The organism is Staphylococcus sp. KUGN1 (assembly GCF_045984185.1).
GTDB classification, from domain to species: Bacteria; Bacillota; Bacilli; order Staphylococcales; family Staphylococcaceae; genus Staphylococcus; species Staphylococcus warneri_A.
Genome location: NZ_JBJQIL010000007.1, coordinates 1 through 18,783, shown reverse-complemented (window position 1 = coordinate 18,783; position 18,783 = coordinate 1). Strand labels below are relative to the sequence as shown.

The window sequence follows — 18,783 nt, the reverse complement described above, 5'->3', positions numbered from 1 at the left end:
GGATGCTTTACATCAAAATATCTTAGTCACAAATTTTATAATCATTCCCTATAATAACACAAAAAGCACTATGCTTATTAATATAAGCATAGTGCCCGTTAAGAAAGTTAAGAAAATTTATAAGACCTTATTCATTAAAATAATAATCTTATTCTTCTTCTTTATTTTCTTCTTTTTCGTCGTCTTTTTCTTCACCAACACGTTCAGGTTCTTCAGTAGCTGCTTCGCCTTCCATAGCTTCTACTTCTTCTTCAGTAGGCTCATCTGTTGGAGGTACTACAGTTACGATAGAATCTTCTGGTTCGTTTTCAATAGTGAAGTCACCAGATACTTTAATATCAGAAACTGAATAGCTATCGTTGATATTTAATTCAGTGATATCAACTTCAATTACTTCTGGGATATTATCTGGAGTTGCAGTAACTTCTAAGTTGAATAATGGTTGTTCAACTACGCCGCCTTCTTTAGCGCCTACTGCTTCACCAACTAATTGAACCGGTACTTCTACAGTACGTTCTTCAGTCATGTTGATAGCTAAGAAATCGATATGAGTGATTTGGTTTTTCAATGGATCATATTGGTAATCTGATACCATTACTTTGATTGATTTAGAACCAACACCTAATTCGATAACACCGTTACGTCCTACTTCACGGATAACTTTGATAAATTCAACTTCATCAACTTTAACTGAAGTATTTTTTGTTCCGTAACCATATACAACTGCAGGTACTTTACCAGCATTTCTTAATTGTTTAAGGTCAGAACGTGTTTGTTTACCTTGACGGATGATTGACTTTAATGAAGTCATTCTATTTCCACCTTTCATTTTCGCTCTTTCACGAGCTCCTCACTTACCCATCAACATCATTCGTTGCTTGCAAGTGTTTATTTATTCGTATAATCACGAACGAATGTATTATACACGCTTATATCACTTTCGTCAAACTCATTTAACAATTTTAGTCAAATAATACACTTACTGATTCTCTTTCATAAACTCGGATAATGGCTTTACCGATTAAACCAGCAACTGAAAGTTCTTTAGTATTTGTAGGTTTGCGACTTTCTTCTAATTGAATTGAATTTGTTACGATTAGTTCTTTAATTGCTGAATTCTCAATACGTTCTTTAGCTGGACCTGATAATACAGGGTGTGTACAACATGCATATACTTCTTTAGCACCTTTGTCTTTTAATGCTTGTGCTGCTAACGTAATAGTACCAGCTGTATCAATAATATCATCAATAATGATGGCTGTTCTACCTTCAATATCGCCCACAATATTCATTACTTCGGCTACGTTTGGTTTTGGACGACGTTTATCAATAATTGCAATTGGAGTTTTTAAAATGTCTGCCAATTTACGTGCTCTTGTTACACCACCATGGTCAGGAGAAACAACAACACATTCTTCTGGGTTAATGGCAGGATCATTTTGGAAATGTTGCGCTAAAATAGGTACGCCCATTAAATGATCAATTGGAATATCAAAGAAACCTTGGATTTGAGGTGCATGTAAATCTAAAGCAATCATGCGATTTGCCCCTGCAGTTTCTATTAAATTGGCTACTAATTTAGCAGTAATCGGTTCACGACTACGTGCTTTTCTGTCTTGACGAGCATACCCATAATAAGGTACTACGATGTTAATATTTGCCGCTGATGCACGTTTACAAGCGTCAATCATAATAAGTAATTCCATTAGATGTAGATTAACTGGGTATGAAGTAGGTTGGATAATAAACACATCGCAACCACGAATACTTTCTTCAATATTGATTTGGATTTCTCCATCACTGAAACGCTTAACAGAACACTTACCTAATTCAATCCCTACATGATCTGCAACTTCCTGTGCTAAAGGTTCATTACCTTTGAGTGAAAAGATCTTTAGCGATGAATTCTTATATTCATTATTTAACATTTATAGTCCTCCAATTATTTACTTACACAACTACTATTATATAGAAAATTAAACTTGATTACTATGCCAAAGTCGAAATACTAATTTTACATATTCATTTCAGTTATTTATTTTTGTTGCTTAAATAACCATCTTTATTAACTTGTCTTGCTCGTGCCAATGCTAAACTTTCATTTGGGATATCATCAGTAATTGTTGAACCTGCTGCTATAAGCGAATGATCTCCAACAGTTACTGGTGCAATTAAGTTTGTATTACATCCAATAAACGCATCTTTACCAATCACAGTTTTGAATTTATTTACACCATCATAGTTAACAGTAATAGAGCCACAACCAATATTTGTACGTTCGCCAATAACCGCATCGCCAATATAACTTAAATGAGATACTTTAGCACCGTCTTTAAGTTCAGCTTTTTTCACTTCTACAAAGTTACCTACTTTAACATCTGCACCTAATTGAGCGCCTGGTCTCAACTGTGCAAACGGACCAACATTCGTATATTCGCCTACTTCTGAATCGTTGATGACTGATTGTTTAATATGTGCATGAGATGCAATAACGCTATTATTAATTTCTGAATACTGTCCAACTGTAACTTCGTCTCCAATTACAGTTGAACCATTAATTCTCACGCCAGGTTCAATGATTGTATCCATACCAATTTTTACATCCGGCCCAATAAATGTGCTATCTGGATCAATGATTGTCACACCATTTCTCATATGGAATAAATTAATACGTTTTTGTAACGCTTTTTCAGCTTGACTTAACATCACTCTATCATTCACACCCATAATCTCTTCGAAATCATCAGTGTGATATGTACTTGCTCTACCATTTTCATTAATAATTAAAGAAATCACATCTGGTAAATAATATTCTCCTTGTGCATTATCATTCTTAACTTGTTCTAACTTTTCAAATAAAATTTTGTTATCGAACGCAAAGATTCCAGAACTTATTTCAGTAATTGCCTTTTCTTCTGTGTTAACATCTTTTTCTTCTACAATTCGTAATAAATGCCCTTCGCTATCTTTGACAATTCTGCCATAGCCTGTTGGATGGATTGCTGTAGCAGTTAGAACTGTTGCTTGAGACTGAGATGATTCATGTCTCTCGATTAAAGATGTAAGTGTTTCTGATGTAATAAGCGGTGTATCACCACACACAACTAGTGTTGTTCCCTCTTTATTTACTAAATGAGATTGTGCCATTTTTACTGCATGTGCTGTCCCAAGTTGCTCTTCTTGAAAACTATAAAGTGATTGATTACCTAATGTTTCTTTTACACTTTCAGCACCGTGACCAACAATTGTAATTAATTGGTTCACACCTGATTGTTGAACATTTTCAACCACATGTTCTATCATAGTTTTGCCAGCGATCTCATGTAACACTTTGTATTTTTTTGATTTCATTCTAGTGCCTTTACCCGCTGCCAATATTATTGCATGTCTTTGCATGAATGCTAACCCTCCATTAAATATACACTTCGTTATTATTATAATTTAACCGCTATCACTCTTTCAACATATAACCTACCAAGTCATAAGCACCAATTCTTACGATTGTTCTACATTTTTAATATATCCATGATGACTCGATTTATATAGGTTCACTTTTATTACTTTTGACAAATTACTTTCAAAATTTAAGAAGTCAATTCAACATAATTAGAAGGGGGATTAGGGGCTCATTTAAAAGATGATGAAAATGTAAAAACAGAGTCAACACATTCTGTTATGTCGACTCTGCAATGTAATTTTTTATATTTAAGCTTCGTTAGATTCATCAGACTCGCCTGATGTAGCGTTTTTATCTGGAATCACTTCATCAGTTTCATCATATACTTTCATCACTGCATCTTGAATCTCTTGTCTCATTTCTGAGTTGATTGGATGCGCGATATCGCGGAATTCACCATCTGGTGTGCGTTTACTTGGCATTGCGACGAATAGACCTGAATTTCCTTCAATCACACGTAAATCGTGGATTACGAATGCCTCGTCTAGCGTGATAGAAACAAGTGCTTTCATTCTACCATCTGTATCTATTTTTCTAAGTCTTACATCTGTCACTTTCATGTAGTGAGCCCCCCCTAGTATATCTTTGTTTTATTAGAAGCTTGACAATTGCTTAAAAGAAAAATTATATCCTTTATTTAACTTTACTAATCAATTCAATTTCTACTTTAACATCTTTAGGTAGTCGCGCTACTTCGACACAACTACGCGCTGGTTGATGTTTATCAAAATAATTTCCATATACCTCATTTATATATTGAAAATCATTCATATCAGAAATAAAAATAGTTGCTTTAACAACATTTTCTAAATCTGAACCTGCTTCTTTAAGTACCACAGATAAGTTTTCTAAAACTTGTTTAGTTTGATCTTTTACATCATCACTTACAATTTCCCCTTCTAAATTAAGTGGAATTTGACCTGATGTGTATACTAGACCATTTACTACTGTAGCATGTGAATAAGGTCCTAATGCTTCCGGTGCTTTGTTTGTGTTAATAATTTCCATGATGTGATTCGCTCCTTTAAGAAAATTTAGACAAGCTGTTGCCTGGCTCTACTTTAAATTTCTGATTATATTCATCGACATCTGATAGTCTTACCAAGGAAGTATAATCTTCTATTAATCTTTGCTTTACTTCTTTCGATTCTACAAGTACTGATACCCCTTTTACGTGTGCTTTAAACTCATTCATTAAATTCATAACACCGTTGATTGAGCCACCTGCTCTCATAAAATCATCAACAACGAGAACATTAGAATTCTCAGCTAATGTGCGCTTGGATAATACCATCGTTTCTATCTTTCGAGATGAACCTGAAACATAATTAATAGAAACCGTAGATCCTTCAGTTACTTTATTGTCTTTTCTAATAACCACTACAGGTAAATTTAATACGTTTGCAACTGCATTGGCAAGCGATATACCTTTAGTAGCAATCGTTACAACAGCATCTAATTGTTCATCCATATATATACTTGCTATCATCTTACCTACTTTGTTTAATAATGTAGGATTACCAACCAAGTCAGATAAGAATAAATATCCACCAGGCAGAAGTCTATCTTTTTCATCTAATAATGAGATAACTTCATTCACGACTTCTGTTGCTTCTTCTTTACTCATCATAGGTTTATACGTTACCCCACCGCTTGCGCCAGCAGTGGTAATGACCGTACCTAATGCTTCTTTTTGGAAAGTACTTTTAATAATTTGAACATCTTCGCTGATTGACGATTTCGCTTGTTGAAATTTATCTACAAAGAATGTTAATGGAATCAGTTTGTTTGGGTGATTCATCAAATATTGTGTCATAAACACAATCCGTTCACTTCTTTTATATCTCATTATTTCCAACCCTTCTATCCTAATAATCTAACTAAATATACTTCATTACAACAACCATTTACTGCGTTATAAATATTTTTAGCCTGACTTTCTTTTTGTGCCAATCCGTAAACTGTCGGACCACTACCACTCATTAATGCGCCATCTGCACCACATTGAATCATGTTTTCCTTAATCTTTTTGATTTCTGGATGCATCTCCATAGAAATCGGTTCTAATCTATTAGATAAACTTGAGCATAACTTCTTATAATCCGATCGTTTTAAAGCTTCTATACAATTTTGAGTAAATACTTCATGCGTGAAATTTAAATCCAAAGCTTTAAATACGTCCGGTGATGAGATACCTAAATTAGGCTTAGCTAAAACAACCCAAGCAGAAGGAGGCTTGTTCAAAAAAGTTACTTTTTCACCACGTCCTGTACAGTAAGCAGTCTTATTGTATATACAAAATGAAACATCTGTCCCAATTTGACTACCAAGTGCACATAATTCATCTAAAGATAAATTTAAACTGAATAAGCGATTCATACCTCTCATCGTAGCAGCCGCATCTGCTGAGCCACCTGCTAAACCAGCCGATACTGGAATATCTTTATCAATTGTAATCGTCACACCTTGTTTCAAATCATATACCTTTGTCATTAGTTCAGCAGCTTTATATGCTAAATTTTTATGATCGTCAGTTACAAAGTTGTGTTCGATTTCAACAACAATCTTCTTATCATCTCTTTTTTGAAAAGATAATCGATCGTTTAAATCTACAGTAGTCATTATCATTTCAATCTCGTGATATCCATCGTCTCTTTTAAAAAGTGTATCGAGCGTAAAATTTATTTTGGCAGGTGCCGTTTCATATATCATTTTTCCGCCCTCTCTTCGTAATCTTAATAAGATGATTTTAACATAAAGGGATAAAAGATTTGATAGATAATGTTCATTTTTTTCACAAATAATTATATCATTCATTATTGGAATATAATAAAAAAGTATTAAATTACAGTATGTATGTTATTAATGTGTTTTTCCTATAGTTCTAAAATTTATTTATCACTTCAAAAGTATAAAAAAAGAGTATTGAACATGTTGCTCAATACTCACCTTAATATAATATAAAACTTAAATTGATAGAGTAGATACATCTACATCTATGTCATATGTCTTATTAGTGTGCAATTGCTTCTTGATGATTATCTTCTTCAAATGAAACTTGTACGTTCTCAGTTAACACATCAGTGTATGTATAAGATACTCTTTCGAAGTTATGCTTGTCTTGATCAAGTTCAACGACAAATACTGATGGGTATGTTTCTTTTAAAACACCAGAACGTTCGATTGTTTTCTTACGACCACCATTGGCTTTAAGTACAATACGATTTCCTAAATGACAATCAATAGAATTTTTGATGTCCAAAATTGATTTTGGCATATTGCTCCACCTCGCTACAAGTGTTATATTACCATGTTTATAGCGATTTTGTCAAATTAAACTAAAATTTTATCAAGGTAATTAAGGTTTGTCAACAATTTAATTTATTAATTCTGGGAAATTATTTAATTCTTTGTAAAGTTGAGCGAAATCTTGAATTGACAATGTTTCGCCTCTTCGTCTAGGGTCGATATTCGCTTTTTCTAACCAACTTAGTATACTCTCTTTATGTTGTTTTCCCTCTTTAAAGAAATTTTGATAATTATTATTAATAGTCTTTCGTCTTTGTGCAAATGCAGCTTTTGCTAATTTAAAGAATGCTTCTTCATCATCGATATCTACTAACGGTGTTGATCTTTGCATTAATTTAACCACTATAGAATCTACATTAGGTGGTGGCATAAATACGGTTTTAGGCACTGTTAGGACTTTACTTGTTTCAGTATAATACTGCGTCACAATCGATAACGAGCCATAAGCTTTTGTACCCACCTCTGCATTTAAACGTTCTCCAACTTCTTTTTGCATCATCACGACATAACCATCTATTGGTATGTCTTGTTGCATTAAATTGAGTAGTATAGGTGTCGTTATATAATATGGCAAATTAGCCACAACCATAATTTTATCGCAGTCTTTTAAGTGTTCATTTACTGCTGTAGCGATATCGGCTTTTAAAATATCTTCGTTAATAATTGTGACATTATCGTATGGTGCTAATGTGTCCTTTAATACTGGTATTAGTCGATGATCGATTTCAAATGACATTACTTTTTTAGCATGTTTAGCTAATTGTTCGGTTAACGAGCCCATACCTGGCCCTACTTCTATTATGCCTGTAGTTTCATCAATATCACTAGCATCGATGATCTTATTAATAATATTAACGTCTACTAGGAAGTTTTGTCCCAAACTTTTTTTGAAATCAAATCCATATTGGTCTAATAATGCTCTTGTACGAGATGGTGTAGCTATATCTTTATGCTCCATATCTTTATTCACTTCCCTTATTTTCATTTAATGCACGTCGTACATCTTCTTCTGTATATCCAAAGGCATTCAATTTTTTCAACAGTTGCTTACCATTAGAATGCCCAATATGTAATTTTCGACCTAGAATTTCTCGTCGTCTACGAGCATCATGCCCTATAATAAGTCCTAATTCGATTAATACATTTTTATCAATGGATTCTTCAGCTTCTTCAAAAGGGGAACTAACATGCATGAGAGCTTCTTTGATATCATCTACATGTGCATGTTCAACACCTATTTTCCCCCTTTTATTTTTAGCTTTTTCTCTGTCTATATATGCGTGTTTTACCCCAGGCACACGGTCTTTGATCGTATTTCTTATTTTGTCACCAGGAAAATCTGGATCGGTTAAGATAATAACGCCTCGTGTTTCTTGTGCCTGCTTGATAACTGCTATCACATCATCATCAACTGCACTACCATTCGTCTCTATTGTATCGCATTCAACCGCAGATTTAACACGTTGCGTATCATCCCTGCCTTCTACGACTATAAATTCATTTATTTTCATATTTTTAATTCCTTCTTCATTTTAATGAAAATCGTGATTCATCTTATTCTAACAAAATATCATAAATAACACTGCCTTCAGTCTTAATTTAATAAAAAATGAGAAAGATATCCAATTAAATGATACCTTTCTCAATCTAATATTTATGCTTGATTTAAATTAAATAGTCTCTCCGCATTTTCTGTTGTCTGACGACATACCTCTTCATAACTCATATCTCGTAATTCAGCAATTTGTTGTGCAACTAATGTTACTCGTTGTGGTTCATTACGTTTGCCTCTATATGGATGTGGTGATAAATATGGTGCATCTGTTTCGACTAATAATCGGTCCATCGGTACATGCTTGGCAACTTCTTTAGGTTGTTTCGCATTTTTAAATGTGACTGGACCACCTAATGAAACGTAAAAGTTTAATTTATTGATGACAACATCAGCAATTTCTGGAGAGGCACTAAAGCTATGCATAATACCTCCAACTTCTTCCGCGTGTTCTTCCATCAGAATATCTATACAATCCTGTGTTGCTTCACGGTTGTGAATAATGATTGGTAATTGTACACGTTTAGCTAAAGCAATTTGCTTTCTAAAGACTTCTTTTTGAACATCAGCAGGAGACTTATCCCAGTGGTAATCTAATCCCATTTCACCAATGCCAATAATTTTAGGATGTTTTGATAAGTTTTCTATCCATTCTAATCTTTCTTCAGTACAATCGATGGCGTCTACTGGGTGCCAACCGATGATACCATATACAAAGTCATATTTATCAATCAATTCCATTGTACGTTCAATAGTTGGTGTATCAAAACCAACAACAAACATACGATCAACGCCATCTTCTCTCGCACGAGTGATGACATCATTTAAATCTTCATCATATTGCTCATCGTTCAAATGAACATGTGTATCAATTAACATGATTATCCTCCTAGTTTAAAAGCATGATTACTTGATGACTGCACCATTTGGAATAGCATTTGGCAAGCTAATCAATGTTAACACACCATCTTTTTCGGCTGATAAAATCATGCCTTCAGATTTTTGTCCCATTAGTTTCGCAGGTTTTAAGTTAGTTACTACAGCAACTTTTTTACCGATAATATCTTCAGGACGATAGAATTTCGCAATACCAGAAACAATTTGTCGTTGTTCATTATCTAAATCTACTTGAATTTTTAGTAGCTTATCTGATTTCTTAACATTTTCAGCATCAATCACTGTCGCAGCTTTAATTTCTACTTTATCAAAGTCTTTAATATCAATCATATCTTTACTTGGAACGTCTTCTTTTTCATCAGATTTTGGTGGTTGCATTGACTCTTTGATATAAGCAATTTCCGCTTCAGTATCCAATCTAGGGAATATTGGTGTTGGCTTAGTTATTACAGTGATAGGTTCTGTTAAGGATCCATATGTCGCTAAACTTGAGAATTCCATTAACTCTGGATTATTAATATTTAATTGTTTAAATATTTCTTTTGGTGCATGTGTAATAAATGGACGCAATAATACAGTTGCAAAACGGATGTTTTCAACTAAGTGTGCCATCACATTACCTAACATATCTTTTTGACTTTCATCTTTCGCTAAAACCCATGGTGTTGTCTCATCAATATATTTATTAGTACGGCTAATAAATTTCCAAACTGTTGATAAAGCAACTGAGAATTGTAAACTCTCCATATTTTCATGGAATTCTTTAACTGTTTCAAGTGCCATAGCTTCCATGTCTTCGTCTAATTCATGTTTAGGACCTTGATATGCAGGAAGCTCACCTTGGAAATATTTATTAATCATTGAAATTGTACGGTTCACTAAGTTACCTAAATCATTAGCTAAATCATAGTTTGTACGTTCAACAAACGCTTCTGGTGTAAACACACCATCTGAACCAAATGGTAATTCTCTCATTAAATAATAACGTGTAGCATCTAATCCATAACGATCAATTAATACATTAGGATCAACAACATTACCTTTCGACTTACTCATTTTACCGTCTTTCATTAGAATCCAACCATGTGCAAAGACCTTCTTAGGTAATGGTAAATCTAATGCCATTAATAAAATTGGCCAAATAATTGAATGGAAACGCACGATTTCTTTAGCCATCAAGTGGATATCTGCTGGCCAATATTTGTTAAATAACGTTTCATCATCTGATAAATAACCTAGAGAAGAAATATAGTTCACTAATGCGTCTATCCATACATAAACAACATGTTTAGGGTTTGAAGGCACACTAACGCCCCAGTTAAAAGATGTACGTGAAACAGCTAAATCTTCTAAACCTGGTTTAATAAAGTTGTTAATCATTTCATTTTTTCTTGAAGGTGGTTGAATAAAGTCAGGATTTTGATCATAGAATTCAAGTAAGCGATCAGTATATTTCTTAATATTAAAGAAATAACTTTCTTCTTTTACCAATTCTACTTCATGACCTGAATCAGGACTTTTTCCTCCAACAATTTTGCCGTTTTCATAAACAGGTTCAACTAATTGTGACTCTGTATAGTATGTTTCATCTGGTACTGAATACCATCCCTCATACTCGCCAAGATAAATGTCGCCTTGTTTTAATAAACGTTCGAATACTTTTTCAACGACTTGCTTATGTCGTTCTTCTGTAGTTCGAATGAAATCATCATTTGAAATTTCTAGTTTATCCCATAAACTTTTGATTCCAGCGATCATCTCATCTAAATATTCTAATTCTGTTTTACCAGCTTTTTGAGCTTTTTCTTGAATTTTTTGACCATGCTCGTCTGTACCTGTTAAATAACGAACATCGTATCCTTGCATGCGTTTATATCTAGCAATCACATCACCTGCTACAGTTGAGTATGCATGCCCAATATGCAAGTTACCACTTGGATAATAAATTGGGGTTGTTATATAAAATGTATCTTTAGCCATCAAAGGTCCTCCTCGTTTCTTACATGTTAAATGATATCTAAATTTATTTTGCTTTTCAATTGTGTACCGTTCTTACTGTACCTTACTCATCACAATACGTTATTACTATCAATTGTTTATTATATTATCTTTACTACAATACCATAATTTAAGGCATTATGGGGGGTGAAAATCTGTATTAATTCACTCGATACAATGAACTTTGCTCAATTCTTAAACTTATGCAACTTTAATCAACTTGATGATAAATATTATATATTTCACTAGTTTTACTTTGACGATCTTCTGCAACCATTTTAATCGCTGCTTTAGGTTTAATATTTTTTTCTTTGATATAGTAATCGACATGTTCTTCGATAGACATATCATCAAACCATGCAGTAGAAATTTCAGCTTCAGCACCTTCAATTAAAATGACAAATTCTCCTTTTAATGGAATCTCATTATTATGTAACATGGTTAATAATGTATTCACATCTGCAGTTACAATTTGCTCAAATTTCTTTGTCAATTCTCGCCCTAATGATACTCGTCTTTGAGAATCTATTTTGCCAATCACTTTTAGCGTATCGGTTACTCTATGAGGTGACTCATATATAATAAGTGTACTACTTTGATACATTCGTTCTGATAGTATATTTTGCTTTTCTTTATCTTTTCTAGGTAAAAATCCTAAAAATGTATACGTAAATGATGGGAGACCACTTGCCATTAATGCTGTCAAGCCTGCATTAGGTCCTGGTATCGTTTCTACTTTGATGTCATGTTGACGTGCCTCTACTACTAATTCATACCCTGGATCACTAATCAATGGTAAACCTGCATCCGAAACTAATGCAATATCTAGTTCAGACAATAACTGTTCAATCATAAATGATGTCTGTTGGTCTTTATTGTGCTCGTGATAGGATTTTAGTGGCGTCTTAATATCATAATGATTACATAATTTACGTGTAACACGTGTATCTTCACATGCGATTAAATCTACTTGTTGAAGTGTGTCTATAGCACGATATGTAATATCGGCTAAATTGCCAATTGGTGTTCCTACTAAAAATAATGTAGTCATACTATCCCTCTTTAATCAATTTTAGTTTCTTTTGTCGTGTGAAGGTCTTAATTTCATACTCTCTTTTTAACGCTTCCGACTTAGTAGAATATGTTTCTTGATAAACCAACTCTACCGGACGTCTTATTTTTGTATATTTAGCACCTTTACCTTCATTATGTTTCGCCACACGTGCCTGTATGTCTTTAGCATAACCTGTATAGAGGCTTCCATCTTTACATTTTACGATATATACAAAATGATTATCCATAATATATACCCTTCATTTCTTTTGAGTACGTACCATCTTCTTGATAAATATAAAATGGCTTTGTAATATCTAAACCTTGGTTCCCCGACTTTCTACCTTCTATTAAAATCGTTTGTGCGTCTCTATCATGCTTACTATAAACAAATGTTAATCGCTTTGGCTCAATATTAGCACGTCTCATTTCAGTTAGTACATCCATCATTCTTTCAGCTCTGTGTACCATATATAATCTTCCGCCTTGCTTTAATAAATGCCTAGCAGCCATTAAGCAATCTTCTAATTTACATAAGATTTCATGTCTAGCAACTTTATGCGCTTCTTTTTGATGTTGATGCAACTGATTATCTTTGAAATATGGAGGATTGCATGTAACAACCGTATATTGTGAAGGTTTGAAATGATGATATACCTTTTTAACATCCATTTGATGCATGAGTAATCGATCATCTAATTGATTATACTTAAAACTTCTCTTCGCCATATCCACAAGTTGTTGTTGAATTTCGATACCTTCAATAGTCTGGCTACCTTTATGAGAAAGGAGCAGTGGTATAACGCCGTTACCTGAACATATATCGATAATTTTGTCTTTTTTTCTAATTTCGGTAAAATCCCCTAACAACAAAGCGTCAGTTGAGAATGAAAACACATCATCATTTTGGATGATTTTCAAATCTTCTTTAATTAGTAAGTCTAACCTCTCATTATCCTTTAACATTTATCTTTCTCCTAAAAAAGGGACGTTGTTATAACGTAGTCTCTATCATCGTCTACTCATAACACATCCCTGTCATCTTTCTTATATCAACATTGTTTAATCGCTTAATACATTTAAACAAAGCAAACAATCTTCGCCCTGTCTATGTTTGCCAAATAACTCACCTTTGCAAATATGAAATCCTTCTTTATATAACATAGCTAAGTTATCTTTACTAGGCAGTGGCTTCTTCACATGTTTCGTCTGGTGTGGGTGAACAGTTTCAGAATTTGAACTTTCGCTCTTATCCATTAATTGTTTTAAATTATCATTTTCTACTTGAAGCGCTACATTTTCTTCAACCAATGCTACAGCTAAATCTTTTAAATCCAACATATCTTGATTAAGCTGGTTCATGTTTGTTTCTAAGCGCATTAATTTTTCAAATAATTCATTACGATTCAAAGGTGGTTAAACCTCCTTAATTAAATGCTTCAATTTCTTCCATTTTGTACTCTAATGGTTGTTCCATACCATCTATTTTAACTTGCATCGATATATCCAAGATATTTAAACCGACTACTTGGCCATTACCATCAGGTGTTTCAATTGAGTCACCTACATCTGGTAATTGAGCACGTGCTTCTTCATAATAATCATTTTCATATTTTAAGCAACACATCAAACGTCCACATGCACCCGAAATTTTAGCAGGGTTAAGTGACAGGTTTTGGTCTTTAGCCATTTTAATAGACACAGGTTCGAAATCGCCTAAGAAAGTCGAACAACATAAAGAGCGTCCGCATGGCCCTATACCACCTAATAATTTAGCTTCATCACGCACACCAATCTGTCTCAGTTCTATTCTCGTTTTCAAATTTTGCGCTAATACTTTAACTAACTTTCTAAAATCAATACGATCGTCAGCAGTAAAATTGAAAATGACTTTTGATTTGTCTAATGTATATTCGCAATTAACTAATCTCATATCCAATTCCTGCTGTATTACTACCTCTTTACATAGTGCAAGTGCCTTCTCAGCATCAATTGTATTATTATAGTAGATGTCTATATCTTGTTGCGTCGCTATTCTCATTACTTCTTTTAATGGAAGTGAAACATCACCGTCATCTACAGTTCTCGTAGGCATTTTTACTAATCCTATTTCTATACCTCGTTTTGATTCCACTACTACCCAATCGCCCATTTCAATTTGTAAATCTTTAGGTGCATAATATTCTAACTTTCCAGCTTTTTGAAACTGGACACCTATTACATCTGGCATCTATCTCACACCTTTAATCACTATTTGTTCGAATACAAGTGTTGGGTTTACATTTTGATTTAACTTTTTATGTGCCTCTGTTAATTGATCATACATCAATATAAGTTGGTTATATGTTAAATGCTTTGCATACTTTTCTATCTCAACACTCAAATCACTATATATATATTCGCTATTTACTTCTACTTTTGCGTGCATGATATCCTCAAAAAATCCATTCACTGCAGATAATGTTAACAACTGTAATTTACGATTTTTCGCCTGTTTTAACAAATCGATAATCCCAATTAATGCCATCGAACGATTCGTTAATAACAACTCACACCATCTTATAATTGTCTTTCTCAAACTAGTAAGGTCATATTCTTCATTTAATGATAATGCAGTCTCTGCTTGCGTCGTATATGTACTTAACATCTCCGCCACAGGACGTGTCAAAGACTCATCAACTAAGTGATTGATAAACTGACCTTTATCAATAGGTTTAAAATAGACATGTTGACATCTCGAATGTATGGTGTCTAAAATCTGTTCTGGTTTAGTTGATAATAAAATAGCTATCGTATTTTGAGGAGGTTCCTCTAAGAATTTTAATATACTATTTTCACCTTGAACAGTTAATTTTTCGAAATCTTCTACTATATATACTTTATAATTACCTTCTATCGGTAGTTGATTCATATGATGAACAAGTTGTTCGATCTTTTCTTTTTTTATAGTAGTTTCTTCACTAGAGACATACATAAAATCAGGATGATTCAACGTACTTACTTTAACTTCACATTGTTCATCGTTGTTACATAAGATGAGTTTAGCAAAATTAATAGCGACCTTTTGCATTGATTGTGCGTCATCGCCCTCAAAAAGATAAGCATGTGACAATTTATTCGACGCATAAGCATTAGCTAATTGTTGTTGTTCATCCATCTGGATATCTCTCCTATATCTACTTATATAAAAAGACTGCTAAAAGAGCAGTCTCAAATTGTTAAATACTGTATATCACAATTCATCAATAAACTAATGTCTCGTGCAATAAACATTAGTTACATTTAAAATTGATGGAAGGCTTCAATAGGCATTACGAATACCGTTGCACCGCCAACTTCTACTTCTACTGGATAGGGTATGTAAGAATCTGCACTACCACCCATTGGAGTAATAGGAGACACAAGTTGTTCTCTATTACCACAAGTATTGTTTATAACTGATAATAAATCGTCTACACGGTCATCATTAACACCACATAAGAACGTTGTATTACCTGCTTTTAAGAAACCACCTGTTGTTGCTAATTTTGTTGCTCTAAAATCATTTTTGACAAGTTGGTCTGAAAGTTCTTGGCTGTCTTGGTCTTGGACGATTGCTATAATCATCTTCATTTCTATAACACCTCTTTCATCTATTATATCACATTTATTTTAAATATTTGATGATAGATTGATATGCGGCTAATACAACTTTATCAATTGATTGATCTGCATCTATCTGAACAAAACGCTCTGGCTCATTATGTATCACTTGATGATAACCCTCAATGACTTTTTCATGAAAATCAATATCTTCTTGATCCAAGCGATTCTGATCTCTTTGATTACTGAGGATTCTTTCACGTCCTACTTCAGCAGAAACATCTAAATAAATCGTTAAATCTGGATATAGTCCATTAATTGCAAATTCGTTTAAAGCTTTCACTTCTTCAATTCCAATACCTCTTGCATATCCTTGATATGCTAATGAACTATCAATGTATCTATCACAAAGAACAATTTGATTGTTTCTCAAAGCAGGCATCACTTTTTCTACTAAATGTTCTCGTCTCGATGCCGCAAAAAGCATTGCTTCAGTTCTAATATCCATTTGATTGCCTTCTAGTACGACTTTTCTTATCTCTTCGCCTGTTGGAACACCACCAGGTTCACGGGTAGATATAACATCATAGTGTTGAGCTAACTTTTCAGCCACTGCTTTTAAAACGGTTGTTTTTCCTGAACCTTCTGGCCCTTCAAATGTTATAAATGCTGACATTTTTATTCATCCTTAATTAATATTTGATTATCTTTTATTCCTTCAACTTTCATATTTGAATGTTGATATTGATTTATTAATTTTATCATATTTAAAGTGATTTTTTCTCCTTTAAACAGAATCGGCACACCAGGTGGATAAGGTACAATGTGACGGGCCAACAGTTTTCCTGCTGAATGACGAATATCAATCCATTTAACTTTGTTATATACCATAGGTGAAAACATGCCACTTTCTGTCATAAGCTGTGGGTATATCAACAAATCTTCCTTTACATGCGGAATGACCATGCTTTGAATTTTATTTATTAATATCTCAAAAGGATATTTATCTTCTTTATGCCATAACGGTAATACAAATAAGATTTGAAAATCATCTGCTAACTCTACAAATATATGTTCATTCTCAAACCATTTTTGAATGTCATATCCAGAATAACCTGGGTAAGAAATCAACATTTTTAATGGGTCATCAACTTCTTTAACAACAAATCCTTTACGATTTAAAACATTCGAAAGGGTATGTCTTTTTTCAAAAAATATTCCACTATCATAATTTTGATAAAATGTTTGTGCTAACTCCAAACTTGCCATGACTAAGTATGATGGGCTAGACGTTTGAAAGTAAGATAAATATTGTTTGATGTTTTCTTTATAAGGTGCATCTTTATGTATAAATAACACCGACCCCATAGTAAGTGCAGGTAATGTTTTATGATAAGACTGAACAACATAATCAGCACCATAATTTAATGTAGAATCAGGAAATCCATCTAAACCGAAATGTGCACCGTGTGCCTCATCAACGAGTACTGGAACATTATTAGAATGCAATAAGTCTATATCAGTTTGAATTGAGTAAGTTTCTCCATAATAATTGGGATAAGTCATAATCGCTAATTTATGTTGACTCAAATCTAATCCATTAAAGTTAGGAGCTATATAATGATGAGATGTTGAACTTACCTTCATGTTTGTTAAAGTCGCTTTTTGATTCGCTAATTCCAATCCATGAAAAACTGATTTATGTACATTTCTAGGTATCAAATAGTTTCCTGACTCATAAGCCAAGCCTTGGATTACAGATAAAATCCCAGAAGTAGTTCCATTAACTAATAGATAAGCATCGTAATCTCGATGTTTATTAAATTTTGTCATGCTTTCTAAAATGATATCTTCGGGATGATGCAAATCGTCCAAGCCACTAATTTCAGTCATATCCATTTTCAGATCCAATGATTCTAGCTGACCTATAGTCATATTTTTGTGACCAGGCACATGCATGGAAATACTTTGTTGTGATATTAATTCATGTAATTTTTTAGATATTGGTAAACTCAAATCATCACTCTCTTCACTTTTATAATCGTCTTATCTAACCTAGACTATCTTATATGAGATAAATCATCATCTTGTTGATTAACCCAATTTCGTTTTAATAGTCCCATGACATAGCAGTCTCTATATTCTCCTCTTGTATAGAAGTGTTCTTTTAATTTTCCTTCAATTTCAAAGTTATTACTTTTATAAATATGTACTGCTTTCTCATTACTTACATCTACATATAGATAAACTTTATGCATGTTAAGCACTAAAAACGCATAATCTACTGCCATCTTGAACGCTTTTTTTGCATAACCTCTATTCGCAAATTGCGGGTCAACAATAATCAATACTTCGCAAGTTCTATGTATAAAATTAATTTCTAATAACTCAACAACACCAATGGATTGTTGATCCTCTTCAATAACAAATCGTCTTTCTGATTCATCTAAAATATGCTTTTGGTATAGCGATTCTAATTCACTCAATGATTGATATGGCTCTTCAAACCAATAAGACATAATTGAATATTCATTATTCAAATTATGTAAATATTGCAAATCTGTTTTTTCTAAAGCTCTAATGATCATTTTAAAGCACTCCTTTAAATACGATAGTATTGGACTTTGTTTTAAATGTAAATCATTTCAAGCTTTTTGACATTAAATTTAATCATTTAGTTAAGTGTTAGAACATAAAAATGAGGCTACTAAGGCCTTGAGGTATTTATCATTAATCAAACAATTTAAATGTCCCTATTTTAAATCAAACGAAAAAGTTATATGCTCTTAATTACTTAACCAACTCGTTGCATTTGCTCTGCGTTGACTTTCTTTTTTGGGCATAAAAAAAGAGACCTTACGGTCTCAATGCGGCTCATCGCATCCTATTATTTGCCTGGCAACGTCCTACTCTAGCGGAACGTTAGTCCGACTAC

Annotated in this window: 22 protein-coding genes; all 22 read right to left on the bottom strand. The window is 33.2% G+C overall.

The features are described from left to right. Positions 1–148: 148 nt before the first annotated feature. Positions 149–811, bottom strand: a complete 663-nt coding sequence (locus ACJQQZ_RS11725) for a 50S ribosomal protein L25/general stress protein Ctc (protein ID WP_124227641.1) — start codon at positions 809–811, stop codon at positions 149–151. 151 nt (positions 812–962) lie between these two features. After that, on the bottom strand, positions 963–1,928 hold the full coding sequence (locus ACJQQZ_RS11720; RefSeq protein ID WP_002451734.1) for a ribose-phosphate diphosphokinase: 966 nt from the start codon (positions 1,926–1,928) through the stop codon (positions 963–965). A 103-nt stretch (positions 1,929–2,031) separates the two neighbouring features. Beyond that, positions 2,032–3,396 carry a bifunctional UDP-N-acetylglucosamine diphosphorylase/glucosamine-1-phosphate N-acetyltransferase GlmU gene (gene glmU / locus ACJQQZ_RS11715; RefSeq protein WP_145506788.1) on the bottom strand — a complete coding sequence of 455 codons (1,365 nt, stop codon included), beginning with the start codon at positions 3,394–3,396 and terminating at the stop codon, positions 2,032–2,034. Between the two features lie 309 nt (positions 3,397–3,705). After that, positions 3,706–4,017, bottom strand: coding sequence for a septation regulator SpoVG (gene spoVG, locus ACJQQZ_RS11710; protein WP_002451732.1), 312 nt, complete (start codon positions 4,015–4,017; stop codon positions 3,706–3,708). Between the two features lie 73 nt (positions 4,018–4,090). Continuing rightward, positions 4,091–4,465 carry a RidA family protein gene (locus tag ACJQQZ_RS11705; RefSeq protein ID WP_002451731.1) on the bottom strand — a complete coding sequence of 125 codons (375 nt, stop codon included), beginning with the start codon at positions 4,463–4,465 and terminating at the stop codon, positions 4,091–4,093. Between the two features lie 16 nt (positions 4,466–4,481). Beyond that, positions 4,482–5,306: a pur operon repressor gene (gene purR, locus ACJQQZ_RS11700; protein WP_002451730.1), complete on the bottom strand. Its 825-nt coding sequence runs from the start codon at positions 5,304–5,306 to the stop codon at positions 4,482–4,484. A gap of 14 nt (positions 5,307–5,320) precedes the next feature. Next, the gene (gene ispE / locus ACJQQZ_RS11695; protein ID WP_002451729.1) at positions 5,321–6,169 is read right to left on the bottom strand and encodes a 4-(cytidine 5'-diphospho)-2-C-methyl-D-erythritol kinase; all 849 of its coding nucleotides are present in this window, start codon (positions 6,167–6,169) and stop codon (positions 5,321–5,323) included. A gap of 301 nt (positions 6,170–6,470) precedes the next feature. After that, the gene (gene veg / locus ACJQQZ_RS11690; protein WP_002451728.1) at positions 6,471–6,734 is read right to left on the bottom strand and encodes a biofilm formation stimulator Veg; all 264 of its coding nucleotides are present in this window, start codon (positions 6,732–6,734) and stop codon (positions 6,471–6,473) included. A 99-nt stretch (positions 6,735–6,833) separates the two neighbouring features. Next, on the bottom strand, positions 6,834–7,724 hold the full coding sequence (rsmA, locus tag ACJQQZ_RS11685; protein WP_002451727.1) for a 16S rRNA (adenine(1518)-N(6)/adenine(1519)-N(6))-dimethyltransferase RsmA: 891 nt from the start codon (positions 7,722–7,724) through the stop codon (positions 6,834–6,836). Between the two features lie 4 nt (positions 7,725–7,728). Next, positions 7,729–8,277 (bottom strand): ribonuclease M5, encoded by a 549-nt coding sequence (gene rnmV, locus ACJQQZ_RS11680; RefSeq protein WP_002451726.1) that lies wholly within the window; start codon positions 8,275–8,277, stop codon positions 7,729–7,731. Between the two features lie 143 nt (positions 8,278–8,420). Continuing rightward, positions 8,421–9,197 carry a TatD family hydrolase gene (locus tag ACJQQZ_RS11675; RefSeq protein ID WP_002451725.1) on the bottom strand — a complete coding sequence of 259 codons (777 nt, stop codon included), beginning with the start codon at positions 9,195–9,197 and terminating at the stop codon, positions 8,421–8,423. A 27-nt stretch (positions 9,198–9,224) separates the two neighbouring features. Then, positions 9,225–11,195, bottom strand: a complete 1,971-nt coding sequence (metG, locus tag ACJQQZ_RS11670) for a methionine--tRNA ligase (RefSeq protein WP_075778450.1) — start codon at positions 11,193–11,195, stop codon at positions 9,225–9,227. Between the two features lie 229 nt (positions 11,196–11,424). After that, positions 11,425–12,264: a 16S rRNA (cytidine(1402)-2'-O)-methyltransferase gene (gene rsmI, locus ACJQQZ_RS11665; protein WP_124227640.1), complete on the bottom strand. Its 840-nt coding sequence runs from the start codon at positions 12,262–12,264 to the stop codon at positions 11,425–11,427. Position 12,265: 1 nt separating this feature from the next. Then, positions 12,266–12,514: a GIY-YIG nuclease family protein gene (locus ACJQQZ_RS11660; protein ID WP_002451722.1), complete on the bottom strand. Its 249-nt coding sequence runs from the start codon at positions 12,512–12,514 to the stop codon at positions 12,266–12,268. After that, positions 12,507–13,232, bottom strand: coding sequence for a tRNA1(Val) (adenine(37)-N6)-methyltransferase (locus ACJQQZ_RS11655; RefSeq protein ID WP_075778451.1), 726 nt, complete (start codon positions 13,230–13,232; stop codon positions 12,507–12,509). The genes ACJQQZ_RS11660 and ACJQQZ_RS11655 overlap by 8 nt, the downstream gene beginning before the upstream one ends. 96 nt (positions 13,233–13,328) lie before the next feature. After that, the gene (yabA, locus tag ACJQQZ_RS11650; RefSeq protein WP_049425327.1) at positions 13,329–13,676 is read right to left on the bottom strand and encodes a DNA replication initiation control protein YabA; all 348 of its coding nucleotides are present in this window, start codon (positions 13,674–13,676) and stop codon (positions 13,329–13,331) included. Positions 13,677–13,692: 16 nt separating this feature from the next. Next, positions 13,693–14,496, bottom strand: coding sequence for a PSP1 domain-containing protein (locus ACJQQZ_RS11645; RefSeq protein WP_124227639.1), 804 nt, complete (start codon positions 14,494–14,496; stop codon positions 13,693–13,695). Continuing rightward, positions 14,497–15,423, bottom strand: a complete 927-nt coding sequence (locus ACJQQZ_RS11640) for a DNA polymerase III subunit (protein WP_124227638.1) — start codon at positions 15,421–15,423, stop codon at positions 14,497–14,499. A gap of 125 nt (positions 15,424–15,548) precedes the next feature. Further along, the gene (locus ACJQQZ_RS11635; protein WP_002451717.1) at positions 15,549–15,878 is read right to left on the bottom strand and encodes a cyclic-di-AMP receptor; all 330 of its coding nucleotides are present in this window, start codon (positions 15,876–15,878) and stop codon (positions 15,549–15,551) included. Positions 15,879–15,912: 34 nt separating this feature from the next. Then, positions 15,913–16,524: a dTMP kinase gene (gene tmk, locus ACJQQZ_RS11630; RefSeq protein ID WP_124227637.1), complete on the bottom strand. Its 612-nt coding sequence runs from the start codon at positions 16,522–16,524 to the stop codon at positions 15,913–15,915. A 2-nt stretch (positions 16,525–16,526) separates the two neighbouring features. Further along, a complete protein-coding gene (locus tag ACJQQZ_RS11625; RefSeq protein WP_124227636.1) occupies positions 16,527–17,864 on the bottom strand; it encodes an Orn/Lys/Arg family decarboxylase in 1,338 nt (445 codons plus the stop codon). A gap of 44 nt (positions 17,865–17,908) precedes the next feature. After that, positions 17,909–18,436 (bottom strand): GNAT family N-acetyltransferase, encoded by a 528-nt coding sequence (locus ACJQQZ_RS11620; protein ID WP_075778455.1) that lies wholly within the window; start codon positions 18,434–18,436, stop codon positions 17,909–17,911. Between the last annotated feature and the right edge of the window lie 347 nt (positions 18,437–18,783).

Bases quoted from the DNA above. Each gene is read 5' to 3' on its own strand.
- ACJQQZ_RS11660 (WP_002451722.1), bottom strand. From the start codon at position 12,514: ATGGATAATCATTTTGTATATATCGTAAAATGTAAAGATGGAAGCCTC.
- glmU (WP_145506788.1), bottom strand. From the start codon at position 3,396: ATGCAAAGACATGCAATAATATTGGCAGCGGGTAAAGGCACTAGAATG.
- ACJQQZ_RS11640 (WP_124227638.1), bottom strand. From the start codon at position 15,423: ATGGATGAACAACAACAATTAGCTAATGCTTATGCGTCGAATAAATTG.
- ispE (WP_002451729.1), bottom strand. From the start codon at position 6,169: ATGATATATGAAACGGCACCTGCCAAAATAAATTTTACGCTCGATACA.
- ACJQQZ_RS11725 (WP_124227641.1), bottom strand. From the start codon at position 811: ATGACTTCATTAAAGTCAATCATCCGTCAAGGTAAACAAACACGTTCT.
- tmk (WP_124227637.1), bottom strand. From the start codon at position 16,524: ATGTCAGCATTTATAACATTTGAAGGGCCAGAAGGTTCAGGAAAAACA.
- rnmV (WP_002451726.1), bottom strand. From the start codon at position 8,277: ATGAAAATAAATGAATTTATAGTCGTAGAAGGCAGGGATGATACGCAA.
- ACJQQZ_RS11655 (WP_075778451.1), bottom strand. From the start codon at position 13,232: ATGTTAAAGGATAATGAGAGGTTAGACTTACTAATTAAAGAAGATTTG.
- spoVG (WP_002451732.1), bottom strand. From the start codon at position 4,017: ATGAAAGTGACAGATGTAAGACTTAGAAAAATAGATACAGATGGTAGA.
- ACJQQZ_RS11620 (WP_075778455.1), bottom strand. From the start codon at position 18,436: ATGATCATTAGAGCTTTAGAAAAAACAGATTTGCAATATTTACATAAT.
- ACJQQZ_RS11675 (WP_002451725.1), bottom strand. From the start codon at position 9,197: ATGTTAATTGATACACATGTTCATTTGAACGATGAGCAATATGATGAA.
- ACJQQZ_RS11635 (WP_002451717.1), bottom strand. From the start codon at position 15,878: ATGAAGATGATTATAGCAATCGTCCAAGACCAAGACAGCCAAGAACTT.
- metG (WP_075778450.1), bottom strand. From the start codon at position 11,195: ATGGCTAAAGATACATTTTATATAACAACCCCAATTTATTATCCAAGT.
- ACJQQZ_RS11645 (WP_124227639.1), bottom strand. From the start codon at position 14,496: ATGCCAGATGTAATAGGTGTCCAGTTTCAAAAAGCTGGAAAGTTAGAA.
- rsmA (WP_002451727.1), bottom strand. From the start codon at position 7,724: ATGGAGCATAAAGATATAGCTACACCATCTCGTACAAGAGCATTATTA.
- purR (WP_002451730.1), bottom strand. From the start codon at position 5,306: ATGAGATATAAAAGAAGTGAACGGATTGTGTTTATGACACAATATTTG.
- ACJQQZ_RS11705 (WP_002451731.1), bottom strand. From the start codon at position 4,465: ATGGAAATTATTAACACAAACAAAGCACCGGAAGCATTAGGACCTTAT.
- veg (WP_002451728.1), bottom strand. From the start codon at position 6,734: ATGCCAAAATCAATTTTGGACATCAAAAATTCTATTGATTGTCATTTA.
- ACJQQZ_RS11720 (WP_002451734.1), bottom strand. From the start codon at position 1,928: ATGTTAAATAATGAATATAAGAATTCATCGCTAAAGATCTTTTCACTC.
- rsmI (WP_124227640.1), bottom strand. From the start codon at position 12,264: ATGACTACATTATTTTTAGTAGGAACACCAATTGGCAATTTAGCCGAT.